At 55.1% G+C, this 20775-nt stretch carries 21 protein-coding genes and 2 other RNA genes; 9 read left to right on the top strand and 14 right to left on the bottom strand.

The window, feature by feature from the left end; genetic code table 11:
• The first annotated feature begins 168 nt into the window (after nucleotides 1-168).
• The 3 genes from AFL22_RS23535 to AFL22_RS17090 all read left to right on the top strand — a co-directional run bounded on the left by AFL22_RS23535 (nucleotide 169) and on the right by AFL22_RS17090 (nucleotide 1300).
• A non-coding RNA gene (locus tag AFL22_RS23535) (RtT sRNA) lies at nucleotides 169-304 on the top strand.
• 43 nt (nucleotides 305-347) lie between these two features.
• A non-coding RNA gene (locus AFL22_RS23530) (RtT sRNA) lies at nucleotides 348-483 on the top strand.
• A 475-nt stretch (nucleotides 484-958) separates the two neighbouring features.
• Complete coding sequence (locus AFL22_RS17090) at nucleotides 959-1300, top strand: FlxA-like family protein (RefSeq protein ID WP_010259880.1); 342 nt, start codon at nucleotides 959-961, stop codon at nucleotides 1298-1300.
• Here the strand turns inward: AFL22_RS17090 and AFL22_RS17085 are convergent.
• Nucleotides 1297-2217 (bottom strand): LysR family transcriptional regulator, encoded by a 921-nt coding sequence (locus tag AFL22_RS17085; RefSeq protein ID WP_010259882.1) that lies wholly within the window; start codon nucleotides 2215-2217, stop codon nucleotides 1297-1299. The two genes, AFL22_RS17090 and AFL22_RS17085, sit on opposite strands and share 4 nt — an antisense overlap.
• A gap of 95 nt (nucleotides 2218-2312) precedes the next feature.
• Here AFL22_RS17085 and AFL22_RS17080 point away from each other — a divergent pair, with 95 nt between their 5' ends.
• A complete protein-coding gene (locus AFL22_RS17080) occupies nucleotides 2313-3326 on the top strand; it encodes a bile acid:sodium symporter family protein (protein ID WP_010671370.1) in 1014 nt (337 codons plus the stop codon).
• 27 nt (nucleotides 3327-3353) lie between these two features.
• Here the strand turns inward: AFL22_RS17080 and AFL22_RS17075 are convergent, their stop codons facing one another.
• The 3 genes from AFL22_RS17075 to zipA form a co-directional block, all read right to left on the bottom strand.
• Nucleotides 3354-3572 (bottom strand): DUF3820 family protein, encoded by a 219-nt coding sequence (locus tag AFL22_RS17075; protein ID WP_003848878.1) that lies wholly within the window; start codon nucleotides 3570-3572, stop codon nucleotides 3354-3356.
• Entirely contained in the window at nucleotides 3565-5592 is a 2028-nt protein-coding gene (gene ligA / locus AFL22_RS17070; RefSeq protein ID WP_052271806.1) for an NAD-dependent DNA ligase LigA, read from the bottom strand. Before ligA ends, AFL22_RS17075 begins: the two co-directional genes overlap by 8 nt.
• A gap of 76 nt (nucleotides 5593-5668) precedes the next feature.
• Nucleotides 5669-6667, bottom strand: a complete 999-nt coding sequence (gene zipA / locus AFL22_RS17065; protein ID WP_022624162.1) for a cell division protein ZipA — start codon at nucleotides 6665-6667, stop codon at nucleotides 5669-5671.
• 218 nt (nucleotides 6668-6885) lie between these two features.
• On the opposite strand from zipA, the gene cysZ reads away from it, so the two are divergent.
• The 5 genes from cysZ (at nucleotide 6886) to crr (ending at nucleotide 11840) form a co-directional block, all read left to right on the top strand.
• Entirely contained in the window at nucleotides 6886-7653 is a 768-nt protein-coding gene (gene cysZ, locus AFL22_RS17060; protein WP_052271805.1) for a sulfate transporter CysZ, read from the top strand.
• A 141-nt stretch (nucleotides 7654-7794) separates the two neighbouring features.
• Nucleotides 7795-8763 (top strand): cysteine synthase A, encoded by a 969-nt coding sequence (gene cysK / locus AFL22_RS17055; RefSeq protein WP_010671366.1) that lies wholly within the window; start codon nucleotides 7795-7797, stop codon nucleotides 8761-8763.
• A gap of 387 nt (nucleotides 8764-9150) precedes the next feature.
• Complete coding sequence (gene ptsH, locus AFL22_RS17045) at nucleotides 9151-9408, top strand: phosphocarrier protein Hpr (RefSeq protein ID WP_003848868.1); 258 nt, start codon at nucleotides 9151-9153, stop codon at nucleotides 9406-9408.
• Between the two features lie 161 nt (nucleotides 9409-9569).
• A complete protein-coding gene (ptsI, locus tag AFL22_RS17040; RefSeq protein ID WP_010259908.1) occupies nucleotides 9570-11297 on the top strand; it encodes a phosphoenolpyruvate-protein phosphotransferase PtsI in 1728 nt (575 codons plus the stop codon).
• 42 nt (nucleotides 11298-11339) lie between these two features.
• Nucleotides 11340-11840 carry a PTS glucose transporter subunit IIA gene (gene crr / locus AFL22_RS17035; RefSeq protein WP_010259911.1) on the top strand — a complete coding sequence of 167 codons (501 nt, stop codon included), beginning with the start codon at nucleotides 11340-11342 and terminating at the stop codon, nucleotides 11838-11840.
• 61 nt (nucleotides 11841-11901) lie between these two features.
• On the opposite strand, the gene AFL22_RS17030 is transcribed toward crr, so the two are convergent.
• The 10 genes from AFL22_RS17030 to AFL22_RS16985 form a co-directional block, all read right to left on the bottom strand.
• Entirely contained in the window at nucleotides 11902-13242 is a 1341-nt protein-coding gene (locus tag AFL22_RS17030; protein ID WP_010259915.1) for an ATP-binding protein, read from the bottom strand.
• Complete coding sequence (locus tag AFL22_RS17025; protein WP_033769729.1) at nucleotides 13239-13919, bottom strand: response regulator transcription factor; 681 nt, start codon at nucleotides 13917-13919, stop codon at nucleotides 13239-13241. The genes AFL22_RS17030 and AFL22_RS17025 overlap by 4 nt, the downstream gene beginning before the upstream one ends.
• Nucleotides 13920-14086: 167 nt before the next feature.
• Entirely contained in the window at nucleotides 14087-14971 is an 885-nt protein-coding gene (gene cysM / locus AFL22_RS17020) for a cysteine synthase CysM (protein ID WP_010259921.1), read from the bottom strand.
• Between the two features lie 81 nt (nucleotides 14972-15052).
• A complete protein-coding gene (cysA, locus tag AFL22_RS17015) occupies nucleotides 15053-16141 on the bottom strand; it encodes a sulfate/thiosulfate ABC transporter ATP-binding protein CysA (protein WP_010259925.1) in 1089 nt (362 codons plus the stop codon).
• Complete coding sequence (cysW, locus tag AFL22_RS17010) at nucleotides 16131-17006, bottom strand: sulfate/thiosulfate ABC transporter permease CysW (protein WP_010259929.1); 876 nt, start codon at nucleotides 17004-17006, stop codon at nucleotides 16131-16133. The genes cysA and cysW overlap by 11 nt, the downstream gene beginning before the upstream one ends.
• A complete protein-coding gene (cysT, locus tag AFL22_RS17005) occupies nucleotides 17006-17839 on the bottom strand; it encodes a sulfate/thiosulfate ABC transporter permease CysT (protein WP_010259932.1) in 834 nt (277 codons plus the stop codon). The genes cysW and cysT overlap by 1 nt, the downstream gene beginning before the upstream one ends.
• On the bottom strand, nucleotides 17839-18855 hold the full coding sequence (locus AFL22_RS17000) for a sulfate ABC transporter substrate-binding protein (RefSeq protein ID WP_052271804.1): 1017 nt from the start codon (nucleotides 18853-18855) through the stop codon (nucleotides 17839-17841). The genes cysT and AFL22_RS17000 overlap by 1 nt, the downstream gene beginning before the upstream one ends.
• A gap of 253 nt (nucleotides 18856-19108) precedes the next feature.
• Nucleotides 19109-19726 carry an RpoE-regulated lipoprotein gene (locus tag AFL22_RS16995; RefSeq protein WP_010671361.1) on the bottom strand — a complete coding sequence of 206 codons (618 nt, stop codon included), beginning with the start codon at nucleotides 19724-19726 and terminating at the stop codon, nucleotides 19109-19111.
• Between the two features lie 65 nt (nucleotides 19727-19791).
• Nucleotides 19792-20259: a DUF2919 family protein gene (locus AFL22_RS16990; protein WP_010259942.1), complete on the bottom strand. Its 468-nt coding sequence runs from the start codon at nucleotides 20257-20259 to the stop codon at nucleotides 19792-19794.
• The gene (locus AFL22_RS16985) at nucleotides 20249-20674 is read right to left on the bottom strand and encodes a GNAT family acetyltransferase (protein ID WP_003848834.1); all 426 of its coding nucleotides are present in this window, start codon (nucleotides 20672-20674) and stop codon (nucleotides 20249-20251) included. The genes AFL22_RS16990 and AFL22_RS16985 overlap by 11 nt, the downstream gene beginning before the upstream one ends.
• Nucleotides 20675-20775 lie beyond the last annotated feature (101 nt).

The following is a 20775-nucleotide window of genomic DNA, read 5'->3' as shown; positions in this document are numbered from 1 at the left end:
CCCTTACAAGATGAGGGGCTGCTGCAGGTTCGACTGAATCGCCCGGAGCGATTCAGGCTGATGCTACAGCATCACCCGCAGGGCGAGGCTTACGACGGGCCGAGGCTATCCTGCACGACCCACCAATTCAGAATAAAGCGCCTTTAAGGCGCTTTTTTCGTTTCCGGGGCACGGACTTTACCGTGCAGGATGAGAACCTGCTGCAGGTTCGACTGAATCGCCGGGAGCGATTCAGGCTGATGCGACAGCATCACCCGCAGGGCGAGGCCCACGACGGGCCGAGGCTATCCTGCACGACCCACCAATTCAGAATAAAGCGCCTTTAAGGCGCTTTTTTCGTTTCCGGGGCACGGACTTTACCGTGCAGGATGAGAACCTGCTGCAGGTTCGACTGAATCGCCGGGAGCGATTCAGGCTGATGCGACAGCATCACCCGCAGGGCGAGGCCCACGACGGGCCGAGGCTATCCTGCACGACCCACCAATTCAGAATAAAGCGCCTTTAAGGCGCTTTTTTCGTTTCTGCTATTGAGAGATTTCCTGCGCTTCAGGGTAAAACTGCTTTTTCCAGCTATTTCAGACTTTAAACAAAGTGCTGGCTCAGGGAGCACAGGCCTTTCGCAAAGACGCAAAATCGCCATCCATGGCAGGCTCAGCGCGGGCGATTACGCACCTCATCCCTGAGGTGCGCCCGCAGACGGGCCAACGCTTTGCGTTGTTCAAAAACGCTCCCGGCGTTTTTGTCCCTGTCCCGCGATGCTTTGCTACAGGCCTGTGATCCCCTCGCTTTAAGTTTATCTGCTGTCTTTTAGCCCTTTTTGGTGCCTGTTTTTTTTCTGCTGCACTGACATTGGCTTAACAGATAAGCTCTCACCTTTTCGCAACCTTAACAATTTCAGCTCTCAAGTCGTTTCACAGCGTGCCGATAACGTATCTGACAACTTACAGGGAGAAAAATGATGTCTTCAATTTCCGGAATTCTAAGCAGTGCAGTCAGTGGCGGTGACAGCGGTGGCGGCAGTGTTGCCTCTCAGGTCGCGGCGCTGAATAAACAGATTCAGAACGTCTTAACGCAAGTCAAAGAGCTGGCCGACAACAAAGAACTGACTGACGAACAGAAGTCTGAAATGCAGCAGATGTATCAGTCACAAATCACCATGCTGCAGGCACAGATTGCTCAGCTGGAACAGAAGCAGGCCGAGCAGGATCAGCCAAAGAGTGACAGCTCGTCCGTCAGTGAGAGCAAAGCAGACGGGATTAACCGCCCTACCGACACCAACAAAATTGATGTCTACATCTAAAATGCGGGCCTGGCCTCGCGTTGTTGCGCCAGCAGCGTCGCCTGCTGGCGCACCTCCTGCCAGATCGCTTCGGCAGCAGGCGTCAGCGAGCGGTTTTTACGCTTGATCAGCGTAAGGCTGCGATTGATTTCAGGATATAGACGCCGCACCGTTAATGCGCGATCCGCCGGTAACGGTAACGCCAGCGCGGGCAGAATACTGATGCCGATCCCCACCTGTACCATCGGAAACAGCGTAGCGGGATGACCAATCTCCTGAACGACTTCAGCCCTGATATTCTGCTGCTGCATCGCCGCATCAATGAGGACCCGACTGCCGGAAGCATAGTCCTGAAGCACCATGGTGCGGCCATCCAGCATTGACCATTCTGCCCTTTCCACCTGCGCCAGCGGATCATCATCACGGCATAGCAGCAGGAAAGGCTCATCAAGAATCGCGATGCTGTCAAAATCGCTGTCGCTGAGTGGCCCAATCACAATCCCGAAATCGACTTCGGCGTTACGCACACTTTGCAGCACCCACTGCTGGGCGCGATCGTGCAGTATCACTTTGATGTCAGGAAAGTGTTGCTGGCTGGCAGCCAGACATTGCGGCATCAGATGAGCGGAAATGGTCTGGCTGGCTGCCACCCTGACGGTACCACTGCGCTGTTCGCCAAAACTGCGGATATCCAGCAGCGTGGTATGAATCTCCTCCAGCAGGCGCTCCATGCGTGACGCCAGCTGTTTTCCCGCTTCAGTCAGCATCACCTCCCGGGTGGTTCGATCCAGCAATCGCACGCCGGTTTCCGCTTCCAGCTCTTTAATACTGTGGCTGACCGCCGACTGACTCAGACCTATCGCCTGCCCCGCCTGGCTGAATCCGCCATAGTGAGCCACCGCAATAAAGGTTCGTAGCTGACGCAGGGTGTAATTCATCGATTCTGCTCATAGATTAATTCAATAAATCAATTTTATTTCTAAACAGGTTTCACGCACAATCGCGCTATTGAAAAATTTACCGGAATTTAACAATGGGATTTTTAAAACTCGATCCGATGATGGTTAAACTTATCATCACCGTGCTGCTGGCCTCTTTCCTGCCAGCCAGAGGGATCTACGTTGATATATTCAGCTATCTCGCGACGGCAGCGATAGCACTGCTGTTCTTTATGCATGGTGCCAAGCTGTCTCGTGAAAAGATCATCTCAGGCAGCAGTCACTGGCGGTTGCATCTGTGGATTATGTTCAGCACCTTTGTGCTGTTTCCGGTGCTGGGTCTGTTGCTGGTCTGGTGGCATCCGGTTAATGTCGGCCCGGAAATTTATACCGGCTTTATCTACCTCTGTATCCTGCCTGCGACCGTGCAATCCGCTATCGCGTTTACCTCCATGGCGGGCGGTAATGTTGCGGCAGCGGTATGCAGCGCCTCTGCATCAAGCCTGCTGGGTGTGTTTATTTCGCCGTTGCTGGTGAACCTGGTGATGGATATTCACAGCAGCGCGCCCAGCGATGGACTGGAGCAGATCGGGAAGATTATGCTGCAACTGATGGTGCCTTTCGTGCTGGGACACCTCTCACGGCGCTGGATCGGGGGCTGGGTTGAAAAGCACCGCAGCCTGATTGGCAAAACCGACCAGACCTCCATTCTGCTGGTGGTCTACTCCGCCTTCAGTGAAGCGGTGGTTAACGGCATCTGGCATCGCGTTGGGTTGATTACGCTGCTGTGGATTGTGGCAGGCTCAATCATCCTGCTGACCGCCGTGCTGATTATCAACCTGCTGGCCTCGCGCCTGTTCCGGTTTAAACGCGCCGATGAGATTGTGGTGCTGTTTTGTGGTTCGAAGAAGAGTCTGGCGAATGGCGTGCCGATGGCGAATATCCTGTTCCCGGCCAGTACCGTGGGGATTATTGTGCTGCCGCTGATGATTTTCCATCAGGTACAGCTGATGGTCTGCTCATTTATTGCCGGACGTTATAAGAAGACCAATGAGAAGCAGCAGCAAGCTGTGCAGGTCAAGGATTCGGTAATGGAGTCTCAGAAATAGATCGGCTGCCCGCCAGTGCGGGCAGCGTTACTTACGGGTCTGAAGCGGTTTAACTAACCCTTCCAGACCCTCAATTTTTATTGTCAGGGTGAGTTGCATGAGATCACCCAGCAGACCAGACGGAAAGTCCCCACTGCGGGCAAACCACAGCAGATAAGGCTCAGGCAGATCGATCAGCATCCGCCCCTTATATTTGCCAAACGGCATAGGCGTATTGGCTATCGCCACCAGCTGATGTTCATCCATCTGAGGCTCCCAGCAGGCGGATCATTTCCGCTTCATCAATCACTTCAATGCCAAGCTCCGCTGCTTTCGCCAGCTTTGAACCGGCCGCTTCACCGGCAATCAGCAAATCAGTTTTCTTTGAGACACTGCCGCTGACTTTTGCGCCCAGCGCGATCAGCTGCGCTTTGGCATCATCGCGGTTCATCTGCGACAGTGAGCCAGTCAGCACCACCGTTTTACCCGCGAACGGACTGTCGATCTCTTCGGCTCTCACCACCACCACCTGCGGCCAGTGAATACCGATATCCTCGACCAGCTGGCGGATAACCTCACGGTTGCTTTCCTCTTCCATGAAGTTGCGCACGTGTGCCGCAACGACTTTGCCGACATCCGGCACCGCAATCAGCGCCTCAAGATCGGCATCCATGACCTTCTGCAACTCACCAAAATGGTTAGCCAGATTGGCAGCGGTGGCTTCACCCACTTCACGAATGCCCAATGCATAGAGGAAACGCGCCAGCGTAGTCGATTTCGCTTTCTCCAGCGCGTCGACAACGTTTTGCGCCGATTTCGGCCCCATGCGATCCAGTCCGGTCAGTTTGCCCGCCGTGAGACGGAACAGATCCGCTGGCGTGTTGACGTACTCTTTCTCCACCAGCTGGTCGATAATCTTATCGCCCATGCCATCAACATCCAGTGCCCGTCGCGAGACAAAATGCTTCAGCGCCTCTTTGCGCTGAGCACCGCAGATTAAACCGCCCGTGCAGCGCGTGACCGATTCCCCTTCGACCCGTTCAACCTCGGAACCACAGACCGGACAGTGTGCCGGGAACAGGACTTCACGCGTCTGTTCAGGGCGCTCGGCCATCACCACGTTGACCACCTGCGGGATCACATCACCGGCGCGGCGAATAACGACCCGATCGCCGATGCGTAATCCCAGCCGCTCGATTTCATCCGCATTATGCAGCGTGGCATTGCTGACAATCACGCCCGCGACCTGCACCGGCTCAAGGCGAGCCACCGGTGTGATAGCCCCGGTGCGGCCAACCTGAAATTCGACGTCCCGCACCCAGGTCAGTTGTTCCTGTGCCGGGAATTTAAAGGCAATCGCCCAGCGCGGCGCGCGCGCCACAAAGCCCAGCTTTTCCTGCAGTTCCTGTGAATCGACTTTGATCACTACGCCATCAATATCAAAACCCAGATTCGGACGCTGTTGCTCAATATCACGATAGAAGCCCAGGGCTTCTTCTGCGTTGTGCACCAGCTTAATGCGGTCGCTGACCGGCAGGCCCCAGGCTTTAAACTGTTGCAGACGCCCCATGTGACTGTGCGGCATCTCACCGCCTTCCAGCAGGCCAAAACCGTAGCAGAAGAAGGTCAGCGGACGTTTGGCGGTAATGCGCGGATCCAGCTGACGCAGAGAACCGGCTGCTGCATTGCGCGGATTAGCAAAGACTTTGCCATCAGTCCGGCGTGCTTCCTCATTCAGCTTTTCAAAGCCGCGCTGCGTCATAAATATTTCGCCACGCACTTCCAGCCGTGCCGGAATGTTGTCGCCTTTAAGCCGCAGCGGGATAGCGCGAATGGTGCGGACATTGGCGGTAATGTTCTCGCCGGTTGTGCCGTCACCGCGCGTTGCGGCCTGGACCAGCAGACCATTTTCATACATCAGGCTGACCGCAGCGCCATCGAGCTTGAGTTCACAGCAGTAGGTTATGTCGTCACTGCTTTTCAGGCGATCCTGCACCCGCTTGTTGAAAGCCATAAACGTGGCTTCATCAAAGGCGTTATCAAGCGACAGCATCGGGACTTCATGGCGCACCTGCTCGAAGACCGTCAGCGGCGCGGCACCCACGCGTTGTGTCGGCGAGTCTGGCGTAATGAGATCCGGGTGCTCCTCCTCCAGCTGACGCAGTTCACGCATCAGACGATCGTATTCAGCATCCGGCACTTCCGGCGCATCCATAACGTGATAGAGATATTCATGATGGCGCAACGTGGTGCGCAGTTCGGTGATGTGATCCTGGACGGATTTCATAAAGCCCCATCAGATAAAAAACCCCCGACAGGCGGGGGTTTGTTTTTAACAATTCAGATAGCGTTTAGCGCAGGTCTCAGACGCCAACCACATCGCGGATACGCGCTTTGTAAGTTTCCAGCTTCTGTGGCGTCATCATGCGACGCTCATCATCCAGCACCACGCCACCTACATCATCAGCGATACGCTGAGCCGACTGCAGCATCAGCTTGAAGTTCTGATTCGCATCGCCATAAGAAGGCACCATCATAAAGATAGAGATGCCAGGCGTGCTGAAATCGGTCATCAGGTCAGGATTGAACGAGCCCGGCTTAACCATATTGGCCAGACTGAACAATACCGGGCCGCTGCCAGCCGGACTGAGATGACGATGGAAAATGTTCATTTCACCAAACTGGAAGCCCGCCTGAAGAATACCCTGCAGTAGTGCCTCACCGTTCAGTTCACCGCCCGAGTGTGCGGCAACATGCAGCACCAGTACCGCTTCTTTCGGTTTTTCCGCTGGCGCTTTAGCAGCAGGCTGTGCCGGCGCGGGCGCCGGTGTCACTTCAGGCTGCGGCTCAGGTTCTGCCTGGTACTGCGGTGCAGGCTGTACAGATTCCAGCGGGTCGAGATCCAGCAGTGGGTCGGCCTGAACGGGCGGCGCGACAAAAGTGGGTGCGGGCTGCTGACGAACCGGTTCAGGGCGCGACTGCGGAGCAGGCTGCGGTGCCGTGTTAAAAAGCGGGTCGCTTTCAGGTTCGGGTTGCGGTGCGGGTCGTGGCGCAGGCTGACGCACAGGCTCAGCGGGCGCAGGCTTACGCGGCGCTTCTGGCTGTGGCTCGCGAATCTCATCGAAACGCGGTTCCTGATGTACGTTGCGATCAGAACGAACGCGAACCTCGCCGACGCCATCATCCTCGTCGTCAATCAGGTCCTGCTCATCATTTTCATCACGTTGTTTTAGACGTTTGTGCGGGCGATCGCGGAACACTGACGAACGCTCTTTACGGCTGGTCCACAGCCCGTGAAGAAGGAGCGCTATAATGGCGATCGCGCCAACAACGATTAATATCAGACGCAAATCCTGCATCATTGTATTCTCTGTTGTTCCAATACCTTGCCACCGCGGCAAACTTTATCCTCTAACTGTATTTGCCCTGCTACACAAGTGCAAGTCTGTGCACTATTTTCTGACAAATAAGATAGGCAACCCACGCTTTTTCGCTGTTTTTTTACCCAAACGGCACCTGGCCTGGAGAAAAAGCCAGGTTATAGTGGGCGCGCCTTAACATCTTCAGGAGAACTGGCTTTATGGCCCTTGAGAATTCCGTCTCAAATTTTAACGGCATGCACTACTTTAGCCAGGGCTGGAAACTGGTACGTCTGCCTGGCATTCGCCGCTTTGTGGTGATGCCGTTGCTGATCAATATCGTGATGCTGGGTGGCGCTTTCATCTGGCTTTTCTATCGTCTCGGTGACTGGATCCCGCGTCTGATGGCCCATATTCCGGACTGGCTGCAGTGGCTGAGCTATCTGTTATGGCCGCTGTCGGTGATTGCGATTGTGCTGGTGTTTAGCTACTTCTTTTCGACCCTGGCAAACTTAATTGCCGCTCCGTTTTGCGGCCTGCTGGCCGAGCAGCTGGAAGGCCGCCTGACAGGCAAGCCTCTGCCGGACAGCGGCTGGGCTGGAATGATCAAGGATGTGCCGCGCATTATGAAGCGCGAGATGCAAAAACTGGGTTATTACCTGCCCCGCGCGTTGGGACTGCTGCTGCTCTACTTTATTCCTGGCTTTGGCCAGACCGTTGCGCCAGTGCTGTGGTTCCTGTTCAGCGCCTGGATGTTGTCCATCCAGTATTGCGACTATCCGTTCGATAACCACAAAGTGCCGTTTCAGCAGATGCGCAACGCCCTGCGTCAGCACAAAACGGCCAATATGCAGTTTGGCGCGCTAATCAGTCTGTTCACCATGATCCCGGTTCTGAACCTGGTGATCATGCCGGTTGCCGTCTGCGGTGCCACCGCCATGTGGGTCGATCGCTACCGGCCAACGCTGGCACGTGATGAGTTGCGCTAAATTCATCAGTGCGCCTTATGCTCTTTTTAGCAGGGCTTATTGCCGGGCGACATATAGATATACGATTTCTTTCCTTCCGCCACCAGGCAGAAAAGGTATGCTCATAGGGTTCCCAATAATTCATACAGTTAAGGACAGGCTATGAGTAAGATCTATGAAGACAACTCTTTGACAATTGGTCATACGCCATTGGTTCGACTGAACCGCATCGGTAACGGCCGCATCCTTGCGAAAGTTGAATCCCGTAACCCGAGCTTCAGCGTAAAATGCCGTATCGGTGCCAATATGATTTGGGACGCAGAAAAACGCGGTATTCTGAAACCGGGTGTTGAACTGGTTGAACCGACCAGCGGCAACACCGGTATTGCTCTGGCCTATGTCGCCGCAGCGCGCGGTTATAAATTAACGCTGACGATGCCAGAAACCATGTCAGTGGAGCGCCGTAAGTTGCTGAAGGCGCTGGGCGCGACGCTGATACTGACCGAAGGCACCAAAGGCATGAAAGGTGCCATCAGCAAAGCTGAAGAGGTTGTTGCCAGCAATCCGGATAAATATGTGCTGCTGCAGCAGTTCAGCAACCCGGCCAACCCGGAAATCCATGAAAAGACCACCGGCCCGGAAATCTGGGAAGACACCGACGGCGAAGTGGATGTCTTTATTGCCGGTGTCGGCACCGGCGGTACGCTGACCGGCGTGAGCCGCTACATCAAAAACACCAAAGGCAAAAAAGATCTGATTACCGTTGCGGTTGAGCCGACCGATTCCCCGGTGATTGCTCAGGCGCTGGCGGGCGATGAGATCAAGCCCGGCCCACACAAAATTCAGGGTATCGGCGCAGGCTTTATCCCGGGTAACCTTGAGCTGAATCTGGTGGACCGCGTCGTGGCCATCACCAATGAAGAGGCGATCAGTACGGCGCGTCGGCTGATGGAAGAGGAAGGTATTCTGGCCGGTATCTCATCCGGTGCTGCCGTTGCCGCGGCGCTGAAGCTGCAGGAAGATGAAGCCTTCGCCAACAAAAATATTGTGGTGATCCTCCCCTCCTCCGGTGAACGCTATCTGAGTACCGCCCTGTTTGCCGATCTCTTCACTGAAAAAGAGCTTCAGTAGCAGAGGCCGATAGTCCGAAAATGGAGAAAAAAGCACCCAATCGGGTGCTTTTTTGTGGTGCAGATCTCACTTTCATCACCCGGCAGATTGATTTCAGTGACGCCGCTCTGGTATTTAGACTGCCAATTATTTCGATGCCTGAAATTAATCCGCGTTTGAAGTGGATCAAGCTGAATCGATTTACGGATTCAGTGAAACGGCGAATCACGGCATAATTAACCGGTGACGTGTAGAATCGGTTTTGAGACGCAACGGACTGTAGATTTGACGCATGCGCGTCTTTGGTCAGCATGAAGCTATACCCGCGCACCTACACAGGCTAAAGTAAAGGCTCCAGGCTAGACTTTAGATCCATAACACTCATCCTGATAACGTTGGGGAAATAGAATGTTCCAGCAAGAAGTTACCATTACTGCACCAAACGGTCTGCACACTCGCCCAGCTGCGCAATTCGTTAAAGAAGCCAAAGCTTTCCAGTCAGAAATTACCGTGACCTCTAACGGTAAATCAGCGAGCGCGAAGAGCCTGTTCAAGCTGCAGACACTGGGTTTAACCCAGGGAACGGTTGTGACCCTTTCCGCGGAAGGTGAAGACGAGCAGAAAGCAGTTGAGCATCTGGTCAAACTGATGGCTGAACTGGAGTAATCTCCGCTCAGCTCTCCAGCAAATCGACTCCTCTGCGCCATTGAGTGCAAACATCTTGATCGCGGACAACCTGTCCGCGTTATTGCTTTCGTAGAGTACGTGTCCCGCGACAATGGCACCGCACAGAGTCCCATCAGCCATCGTGATTAAAAGGTAGCGTTATGATTTCAGGCATTTTAGCATCACCAGGTATCGCTTTCGGCAAAGCACTGCTGCTGAAAGAAGACGAGATCGTCATCAACCGCAAGAAAATTTCTGATGACCAGGTTGAGCAGGAAGTTCAGCGCTTCCTCGATGGCCGCAGCAAAGCGGCATTACAACTGGAAGCGATTCGCGTCAAAGCGGGTGAAACCCTCGGTGAAGAGAAAGCAGCAATCTTCGAAGGCCACATTATGTTGCTGGAAGATGAAGAGCTGGAGCAGGAAATCATCGACCTGATCAAAAAAGATCACGCTTCTGCCGATGCTGCTGCTTACTCGGTCATCGATGGCCAGGCGAAAGCACTGGAGGAGTTAGATGACGAATATCTGAAAGAGCGTGCGGCTGACGTACGTGACATCGGTAAGCGTCTGCTGCAAAACATCCTCGGTCTGCATATCGTTGACCTGAGCGCTATTCCGGACGAATCCATTCTGGTGGCAAAAGATTTAACGCCGTCAGAAACCGCACAGCTGAACCTGAAGAAGGTGCTGGGCTTTATCACCGATCTGGGTGGCCGTACCTCACATACCTCAATCATGGCGCGCTCGCTGGAGATCCCAGCCATTGTCGGTACCGGCAATGTGACCGTCACGGTTAAAAATGGCGATTTCCTGATTCTGGATGGCGTTAACAATGCGATTCACGTCAATCCTTCAGAAGCGATTCAGGAAGAGCTGAAAGCCGTACAGAACCAGTATCTGTCGGAAAAACATGAATTAGCTAAGCTGAAAGATCTGCCAGCCGTTACGCTGGATGGTCATCAGGTTGAAGTCTGCGCCAACATCGGTACTGTGCGCGATATCGCCGGTGCTGAACGTAACGGCGCTGAAGGCGTGGGTCTCTACCGCACCGAATTCCTGTTTATGGATCGTGACTCACTGCCAAGCGAAGAAGAGCAGTTCCAGGCGTACAAAGCCGTCGCTGAAGCCATGGGTTCACAGGCCGTTATCGTGCGTACCATGGACATCGGCGGCGACAAAGACCTGCCTTACATGAACCTGCCAAAAGAAGAGAACCCGTTCCTCGGCTGGCGCGCTATCCGTATCGCCATGGACCGCAAAGAGATTCTGCATGCGCAGCTGCGTGCCATTCTGCGCGCCTCCTCTTTCGGTAAACTGCGCATCATGTTCCCGATGATTATTTCGGTTGAAGAAGTACGCAGCCTGAAAGCGGAACTGGAACTGCTGAAAGCGCAGTTGCGTGAAGAAGGTAAAGCCTTTGATGAGAGCATCGAAGTCGGCATCATGGTGGAAACCCCGGCTTCAGCCGTGATTGCTCATCATCTGGCGAAGGAAGTCGACTTCTTCAGTATTGGGACAAACGATCTGACGCAGTATACTCTGGCGGTCGATCGTGGTAATGATTTGATCTCGCACCTGTACAACCCAATGGCGCCGTCTGTGCTTAACTTAATCAAGCAAGTCATTGATGCATCTCACGCTGAAGGTAAATGGACCGGCATGTGTGGTGAGCTGGCAGGTGATGAACGTGCTACACTACTGTTACTGGGAATGGGGCTGGACGAGTTCAGCATGAGTGCCATTTCTATCCCTGGCATCAAGAAAATCATTCGTAATACTAATTTTGAAGATGCGAAGGCATTGGCGGAGCAGGCACTGGCTCAACCGACAGCGGAAGATTTAATGAACCTGGTAAACAAGTTCATTAAGGAAAAAACGCTCTGCTAATCCGCATGATGCTGGCCCCAAATTACTGCTTAGGAGAAGATCATGGGTTTGTTTTCTAAACTTTTTGGCGAAAAAACGGATAGCGCTGGGACAATTGACATCGTAGCGCCTCTGTCAGGCGAAATCGTGAACATTGAAGACGTACCAGATGTGGTGTTTGCAGAAAAAATCGTGGGCGACGGTATTGCGATCAAGCCCAGCGGCAACAAAATGGTTGCTCCTGTTGATGGCACTATCGGTAAGATTTTTGAAACCAATCACGCTTTTTCGATCGAATCAGACAATGGCATTGAGCTGTTCGTCCACTTCGGTATCGATACGGTAGAACTGAAAGGTGAAGGCTTCAAACGCATCGCTGAAGAAGGCCAGAAGGTCAAAAAAGGCGACGTGGTTATCGAGTTTGACCTGCCGTTGCTGGAAGAGAAAGCGAAATCAACCCTGACACCGGTTGTCATCTCCAACATGGATGAAATCAAGGAATTGATTAAGCTGACTGGCCAGGTCACCGTCGGCGAAACGCCGGTGATTCGCATCAGAAAGTAAGCATTCGTTCATAACATAACGGCACCCGCGGGTGCCGTTATCGTTTCTGCTGTATGCCTGTTCAGGGCTGCCAGTGCGGCAGACGCAGCGTCAGTTCCAGTCCGCCTTCTGGCCGGTTTCTTGCCTCGACCTCACCATGATGCGCCAGCACCACCTTGCGCACGATAGCCAGTCCCAGACCATAACCTTTGCCCATCAGCGGCGAATTCACCCGCACAAACGGGTCAAAGATGCTGGAGAGCTTATCCTCATCGACACCCGGCCCCTGATCGCGCACCTGAATCACCAGCCACTGCTGTTCTGCGCGCAGATGAACATCAATCCGCTGCCCTGGCTGAGAGAAGCGCAGCGCATTGCGTAATACATTCTCTGCTCCGCGCCGTATCAGCTCTGCATTGCCTCGCACGGTGTAATCAGCCCGATCGTCGACCTGCAACTCTACCTGCACGCCTGGGATCTGCGCTTCATAACGGACATCGGTAATAACCGCCTGCAGCAAGCCGGTCAGATCAAAATATTGCTCATCCGGGATGCTTTCATGCTCAGCCCGCGACAGTGTCAGCAGTTCACCGATCATCTTGTCCAGCCGACGCGCCTCTTCATCAATGCGATCAAGCGAACTGTTCACACTTTCTGGCGTCTGTCTGGCCAGCCCGGTCGCCAGCTGCAGTCGCGCCAGCGGTGAACGAAGCTCATGTGAGATATCATGCAACAGTTCTTCACGGGCGCGCACCAGGGTATCGAGCCGCTCGACCATGGCGTCAAAGGCTTCAGCGACGTTTGAGATCTCGTCGTGCCGCTTACGCATGATCGGAAACAGCCGCACGCTTAAATCGCCCTCAGCCACGCGGGAAAATCCTTCCCGCAGCTGACGCATAGGTCGCGTCAGATTCCAGGCCAGAAGCAGACTGAACAGCAACCCCACCGAGCCAGCGAAGACAAACATCGGCTCAGGAATATTCAGAAATTTGCGCGGCATCATGTTCAGCGTGCTGTCTTTACGCATGCCATCCAGGTCGTAGCGCAGCTGATAGGCTTTGCCATCCGCGCCGCGAACCCAGCGCACCACCTCTTCAGGAAAGCGCCCTCTGATATCCAGGTTGCCGCTGTTTTCTGATTGGGACGGCTTTGTCTGTTGGGTGACGTGGAAGAACTGCCGATCGCTGTTATCCCAGTCCGAGAGCATCGCATTCAGCGCATCAGGCCCGCCCCGCTCCAGCACGGACGCGGCGGAGGTCATCTGCAGATCCACAATACGACGGATAGCTACGAGTTCAGGCGGTTCATGCCGTTTACCGGAGAGCGTAAAGCCGAGCCAGATAAGCTGGCTCATAATGACGAAAACGATCCAGAAGCCGATAAAGATCTTCCAGAACATGCGTCCACGGTAACTCTGCTTCATCGAATACGGTAGCCGATGCTGCGAACGGTTTCGATGTTGATGCTGTCAGCGGTTAATGCACTGAGCTTCTGACGAATGTTACTGATATGCACATCGACGCTGCGGTCATAGGCTTCACGCGGACGACCGAGTCCCTTTTCGGAGAGCTCATCTTTTGACACCACTCTGTCCGGCGCACGCAGCAGCAGATCCAGCAGATTAAATTCCGACGCCGTCAAATCAAAGGTTTTACCCTGCCATTCGCTGATGCGGGTGGCGGGATTAAGCATCAGCTCTCCCCAGCGCAGCGGCTCTCTGGCATCTGGCTGCGGCGCCTGCTCTTCGAAACGGCGCAATACGGCGCGCAGTCGCGCCACCAGCTCTCGGGGATAGCAGGGCTTGGGCATATAGTCATCCGCGCCCATCTCCAGACCGATCACGCGATCAATATTATCGCCTTTGGCGGTCAGCATAATGACCGGTATCCGGCTGTTCTGGCGCACCTGACGCAACACATCGATGCCGCTCATGTCGGGCAACATGATGTCCAGAATCATGGCGGTGAACTCTCCCGATAACGCGCCCTGCACGCCGGCGCTACCGGTCAGAACCAGCTGGGCATCAAACCCTTCGGTGATCAGGTACTGGCTTAACATCGTGCCTAATTCGACATCATCATCAACAAGCAAAATTTTCATGGTTATCTCTCTGGAGAATTGCCGCTATTTTGTCCTGTGCTGAACATTCGCGCAGCCTGATTTACGCGATCCTTACAGATTCAGTCTGTCTGGCACCGAAAATTGGGGTTAAAAAAGGCCTGTGGGCAGTTAATGCGCGCACAGGCCTGATTCCGCATCAGCAGAGGTTACTGATGATAGAGTCCGGTAGAGAGATAACGGTCACCGCGATCGCAGGCGATCGCCACCACCACGCTGCCAGGATTGGCCTGCGCAATGCGCAGCGCACCCGCCACCGCGCCGCCTGAACTGACGCCACAGAAAATGCCTTCACGGCGTGCCAGCGCCCGCATCGTCTCTTCCGCTTCCTTTTGCGTCATATCCATCACATCATCCACCAGATCGGGACGATAGATCCCCGGCAGATAGGCCAGCGGCCAGCGACGAATGCCTGGAATACTGCTGCCTTCGCTGGGCTGCAAACCGATCACCTGCACGCCCGTATTAAGCTCTTTCAGATAACGCCCCACGCCGGTAATGGTGCCGGTGGTGCCCATGCTGGAGACAAAATGGGTCATGCGCTGGTTCGACTGCTGCCACAATTCCGGGCCGGTGGTCTGATAGTGGCCCAGCGGATTATCGGGATTATTAAACTGGTCCAGCACCCGGCCTTCACCGCGCGCCGCCATCGCCTGCGCCAGATCCCGTGCGCCCTCCATGCCCTGTTCACGGGGCACCAGGATTAACTCTGCGCCATAGGCGCGCATCGCGTCCTGCCGCTCCTGACTCATGTTGTCGGGCATCAGCAGGCGAAGTCGGTAGCCTTTCATCGCCGCAATCATCGCCAGCGCAATCCCGGTATTGCCGCTGGTGGCTTCAATCAGCTGATCGCCAGGTGCAATATCACCACGCAGCTCTGCCTGATTGATCATCGACCAGGCCGCGCGATCTTTTACCGAACCTGCCGGATTATTGCCTTCCAGCTTGAGCCAGACCTCGCTGCCGTTGGCGGGCGTCAGGCGCTGCAACTTAATCAGCGGGGTATTGCCGATGGTATTTTCGAGAGTCGTCACGGTGCGGTTCCTGGCATCTTACAAACCAGATGCGAAAAAAAGGCGGGAGTGACACTCCCGCCCGGTATTGAAGAGAAAATATCAGGCGCTTTGTGCAAAGGCAACTGCGCGCAGTGGCGTATCGCCCTTATAGAGACGCGCCTGCTGTAAGCCAACAAACAGACGCTCGCCGCGAATCGGCGCTGTCTGCTCACCTTCAAACACCACCGAAACCGGCTCGCTTTGCCAGCCGGCAGGCTGGACGACCAGCTGCCAGAAGTGTCCACGCGGGCTCACTTCAAGTACCTGTACCGGCAGCGGGGTTTCCAGACTGCTGCGGCGTGATACGTCGATTTCCCACGGACGCAGGAACAGCTCAACCGCACCCTGATGTGCCGAGGTATAGCCCAGCGGCCAGTGGTGCGCGCCGACGTGGAACTGTGATCCCTGAATCTCGCCATCAAAGCGGTTCACTTCACCCAGGAATTCCAGCACAAAACGGGTCGCCGGATCGCGCCACACATCATCTGGCGTGCCAACCTGTTCAATGTTGCCCTGGCTCATCACCACCACGCGATCCGCCACTTCCATCGCCTCTTCCTGGTCGTGGGTGACAAACACGCTGGTGAATTTCAGCTCTTCATGCAGCTGACGCAGCCAGCGGCGCAGCTCTTTACGCACCTGAGCATCCAGCGCGCCAAAGGGTTCGTCCAGCAGCAGAATCTGTGGTTCAACCGCTAACGCACGCGCCAGCGCCACACGCTGTTTCTGACCGCCCGACAGCTGTGCCGGGAAGCGATTCGCCAGATGAGCCAGCTGCACCATCTCCAGCAGACGGGTAACACGCTGTTTGATCTCCGCCGTTGAAGGACGCTCACGACGTGGCAGCACGGTCAGGCCAAAGGCGATGTTGTCGAATACCGTCATATGACGGAACAGCGCGTAGTGCTGGAAGACAAAACCGACCTGACGATCGCGCGCATGCAGGCGGCTGACATCGTTGCCATGAAAACGGATATGACCGCTGTTCTGATGCTCCAGCCCGGCAATAATGCGCAGCAGCGTGGTTTTACCCGAGCCTGATGGGCCAAGCAGCGCCACCATTTCACCCGAGGCAATATCCAGAGAGATATCGTTCAGCACCGATGTGCGACCAAAGGATTTGTTGATCTTGTTAATCTCAATGCTCATGATTTCCCTCCTGTTGCAGGCGTTTGTGCTGTTGCTCTAAACGCCACTGCACAATGCTTTTCAGAAACAGCGTCACAATTGCCATCAGGGTTAACAGGGCAGCCGCGGTAAACGCGCCAACGGTGTTGTAGTCCTGATGCAATAATTCAACCTGAAGCGGTAACGTGTAGGTCTCACCGCGAATCGATCCCGATACCACCGAGACCGCACCAAATTCACCAATCGCACGGGCGTTGGTCAGCACGATGCCATACAGCAGCGCCCAGCGAATGTTCGGCAGCGTTACGCGGCGGAACATCTGCCAGCCAGAGGCGCCCAGCAGCACCGCCGCTTCATCTTCGTGACTGCCCTGACTCAGCATCACCGGCACCAGTTCGCGCACCACAAACGGACAGGTCACAAACACCGTCGCCAGCACCATGCCAGGCCAGGCAAACATAATCTGGATGTTATGCGCATCCAGCCAGCCGCCTGCCGGGCCATTAACGCCCCAGAACAGCAGATACATCAGACCGGCCACGACCGGCGACACGGCAAAAGGAATATCGAACAGGGTCAGCAGCAACTGACGCCCCGGAAAGGTAAAGCGCGTCACCAGCCAGGCGAGCAGCGTGCCGAACACCAGGTTAACCGGTACGGTGATCAGCGCCACCATTACGGTCAGCCAGATGGCGTGCAGCATGTCCGGATCCGCCAGATTGCTGAGAGCGACAATGAGCCCCTGATTCAGCGCTTCCCAGAAGATGGAGGCCATCGGCACCACCAGCAGCAGAATCGAGATCAGCGCGCCGATACTAATCAGCAGCCACTTGCCCCAGTTCACTGGCTGACGTGCAGCGTGATTAATCTGTGAAACCTCAGCCATTAGTGACCTCCCAGACGACGGCCAAAGCGGCTCTGTAATGTGTTAATCGCAAATAACAGAATCAGCGATGCCGCCAGGATCACCGAGGCGATGGCGCTGGCCGCCGGATAGTCGAACTCCTGCAGCCGGACAAAAATCATCAGCGAGGTGACTTCCGTTTTCCAGGCGATGTTACCGGCAATAAAGATCACCGCACCAAATTCACCCAGGCTGCGGGTAAAGGAGAGCGCCGTTCCGGCCAGCAGCGCCGGTGCCACTTCCGGCAACACGACGCGGCGGAAGCTCTGCCACGGCGTAGCACCCAGCGTTTCGGCCGCCTCTTCATACTCCGGGCCTAACTCTTCCAGCACCGGCTGTACGGTACGCACCACAAACGGAATGCTGGTAAAGGCCATGGCGATGGCGATACCAATCCAGGTATAGGAAATTTTGATGTCGAACTGAGCGAACCACTGTCCATACCAGCCGTTGACCGAAAAGAGTCCGGCCAGGGTCAGACCCGCCACCGCCGTAGGCAGTGCAAACGGCAGATCCATCAGGCCATCCAGCAGCGTCCGGCCCGGAAAACGGTAACGGGTCAGGATCCATGCCATCAGCATGCCGAACACCGCATTAAACAGTGAGGCGACGCCTGCAGAGAGCAGCGTTACTTTATAGGCGGCAATCAGCTGCGGATTGGTCACCACATCCCAGTACTGTTGCAGCGTCATCTGCGACAGCTGCATGATCACCGCGCTGATAGGCAGCAGCAGAATCAGACAGGTAAAGAGCAGGCTGGTGCCGAGGCTGAGACCAAAGCCGGGCAACACGCGTTTCTGGCTGGCTGCAAACATTATCCGCGCCCCGCCGCTAACAACTTATCGAGCTCACCGCCGCTGACGAAGTGCGTCTTCATCACCTTATCCCAGCCGCCAAACGCCTCTTCTACCCGGAACAGGTTGGTCTGCGGGAAGCGATCTTTCTGCTCCGCCATCAGCTGTGCATTGTTCACGCGATAGTAGTAGTGAGTAATAATATTCTGCGCTTCAGGCGTGTAGAGATAGTTCAGATAAGCGCTGGCCGCATCAGCGGTTTTATTGGTGGCGACGTTTTTATCCACCCATGCCACCGGAAACTCCGCCAGAATGTTGGTTTTCGGCACCACCACTTCATACTCATCTTTGCCGTACTGGTTGCGGATGTTATTCACTTCGGACTCAAAGCTAATTAATACGTCGCCCAGGCCACGCTCAGCAAAGGTCGTGGTCGCACCGCGACCGCCGGTGTCGAACACTTCAACGTTTTTCAGGAATTGCGTCATAAAGGCACGGGTTTTGGCCTGATCGCCCCCGTCCGCTTTCTCCGCTGCGCCCCAGGCGGCCAGATAGGTGTAGCGGCCATTACCTGAGGTTTTCGGATTCGGGAAAATCAGCTTCACATCACTGCGGGTCAAATCTGACCAGTCGTGAATCTGTTTTGGATTCCCTTTGCGCACCAGAAACGCCATGGTGGAGTAGAAAGGCGAGCTGTTATTCGGCAGACGGCTTTTCCAGTCTGCGGCAATCAGGTTGCCTTTATCGTGCAGCACCTGCACATCCGTAACCTGATTGTACGTGACGACATCCGCGCGCAGTCCCTGCAGGATAGCCAGCGCCTGCTTTGATGAACCGGCGTGCGACATCTTAATGGTCAGTGGATCGCCGGGATGGCTGGCATCCCACTGTTTAACGAAGGGAGCATTCAGGGCGACAAACAGCTCCCGCGAAACATCGTAAGAGCTATTAAGAAGTTCAGTGGCATTGGCTGCGCCGGCCAGGCTCAGCGACAACGCGATACCGCTCACGATTTTTTTCATCGCTTGTAATGTCATTTGGCACCCTGAAAAAGTTTGATGCGGATCTCACCCGCTGAGGCACCAGTTTATTTATAACTCAGTGAAAACCAGTAACGGTTTTATATATCGTTTGATGATTTCAAAGTCGAAAAAAGCATAAGACGACGGCAGTGTTTATGCAGAAATCAGCAAAAGCCGAGGGGGAGGAGGAACCCCGTGCCGTGCGCGCCGGTAAAGGTTTTGAGAGGCTCAGCGGCCGCCTGACGGGCGGCGCGCTGAACACGAGGGATTAACGCTGCCAGACAATCTTGCTGATTTTCCAGCTTTTCAGCGTATCGTCCGAGGGCATTAATCCCTCTGGTCCATGCCAGTCACCCTGATAAACATAGGTCAGATGCTGACTGCCAGGCGCACGGCACGCCACGTCACGCGCATCGGTGCCGCTGGCTAAGGTGCAGTTGTCGAAGGCTTTGCTGAACTTATTACTGAAGACATCACCTACTTTGCTGCCATCGCTGCTGGCGATTGCGCTGTCCATGACCTCAATACGTTCGACCTGAGACTGCCCGTAAATCACCAGCTTAACGTTGCCATCATCCAGCGCCTGCCAGAAAGAGACCACCTGACCGTTCTGGCTGCGCATGCCCTGACGCAGGCTATAGTCACCGTTCAGTCCGGCATTAATCGCGTCCTCTTTCATGGCGGTCGAGGCAGTTAACCCACCCACACCCTGTTCTGTCGCGGTCAGCGAGGAACCGAACCAGTTCCACGGCAGCGCCGAAGACCAGTGATACGTCAGCGGATTCCACCAGCTTGCCTGCTGGCTGCTGTCAGCGCCGGAACCCGAACTGGCACAGCCGCTCAGTACAACGGCGGCGATCAGTAGCGTGGAACGAACAGCTTTCATGAGAACTCCTGTAAATGCGATGCCGGAAAGGCGGAACTGATTGGAGTCGCAAAGCGACAAAAAGTTTAGTGAAGATGATGTTCGGGCAGAAAGCAGTCGCGACAGCGGCGACTGGATTGCAGCCAGATCAGCGCCAGCAGGTCAAACAACGTCAGCAGCAATGGCAGCGGTGAGGTGAGCAGATCGCCCTGCACAAACTGCATTCCCTGCCAGAGCAGATTCACCAGCAGCGACAGCGCCAGCACGCTGCGCCAGTGCTGCCAGAGTCGCGGCAGGCGGGTGCGATACCCGGTCAGCAGCAGGCCCGCCAGCGCCGGTAAACCCAGCGCAAGACCGATCCAGAACGCCTGACGATCCGGATAGAACAGCGCCAGCAGATCGTTGCCCTGCTGCCGAGACGCACCGGCCATTACCAGCAGCAGCCAGGTCCGTGCCTGGAGTAACAGGATCAGCCAAAAAAGAAACGGCAGCCGCAGCTGCCCTCTGGCGTCATACTCGTCCGGCAGATAGCCTGGTGACGGCTTAGTATTCACGATCTTCGATCAAACGTTTACCAAACAGCAGCGCATCAACCGGCTCATAATCGAGCTTCTCATAGAACGCCACTACCTGATCATTCTCTTCGCGGATCATCAGATGCAGTTTCGGACAGCCGCGCGCGATAAGCTTCTTCTCCAGACGGTTCATCAGCGCATTCGCAAAGCCGCGTCCCTGATAGTCGGGATGCACGGCCAGATAGTAAGCCGCGCCGCGATGGCCATCATAGCCGCCCATCAGTGTGCCCACGACCACGCCGCCCACTTCAGCGACCAGAAAGAGATCGGGGTCGTGATTCATTTTGCGTTCGATATCCAGCTCAGGATCGTTCCATGGCCGTAACAAATCGCAACGTTCCCATAAGGTGATCACTTCTTCAAAATCTTCCTGGCGGAAGGCGCGGATTTCCATCTTCATTACCTGCAAATAAGCACAATTTGCTGATTATCACGCATTCTCTGCCGCACGCAACCCTCCATGACGGGCGACAAATAAAAAAGCGCAAATTTACT

Origin of the sequence: Pantoea sp. CFSAN033090, from assembly GCF_001264395.1 — a bacterium.
Lineage (GTDB): Bacteria > Pseudomonadota > Gammaproteobacteria > Enterobacterales > Enterobacteriaceae > Pantoea > Pantoea agglomerans.
This window is presented reverse-complemented; position numbering and strand designations above follow the sequence as displayed.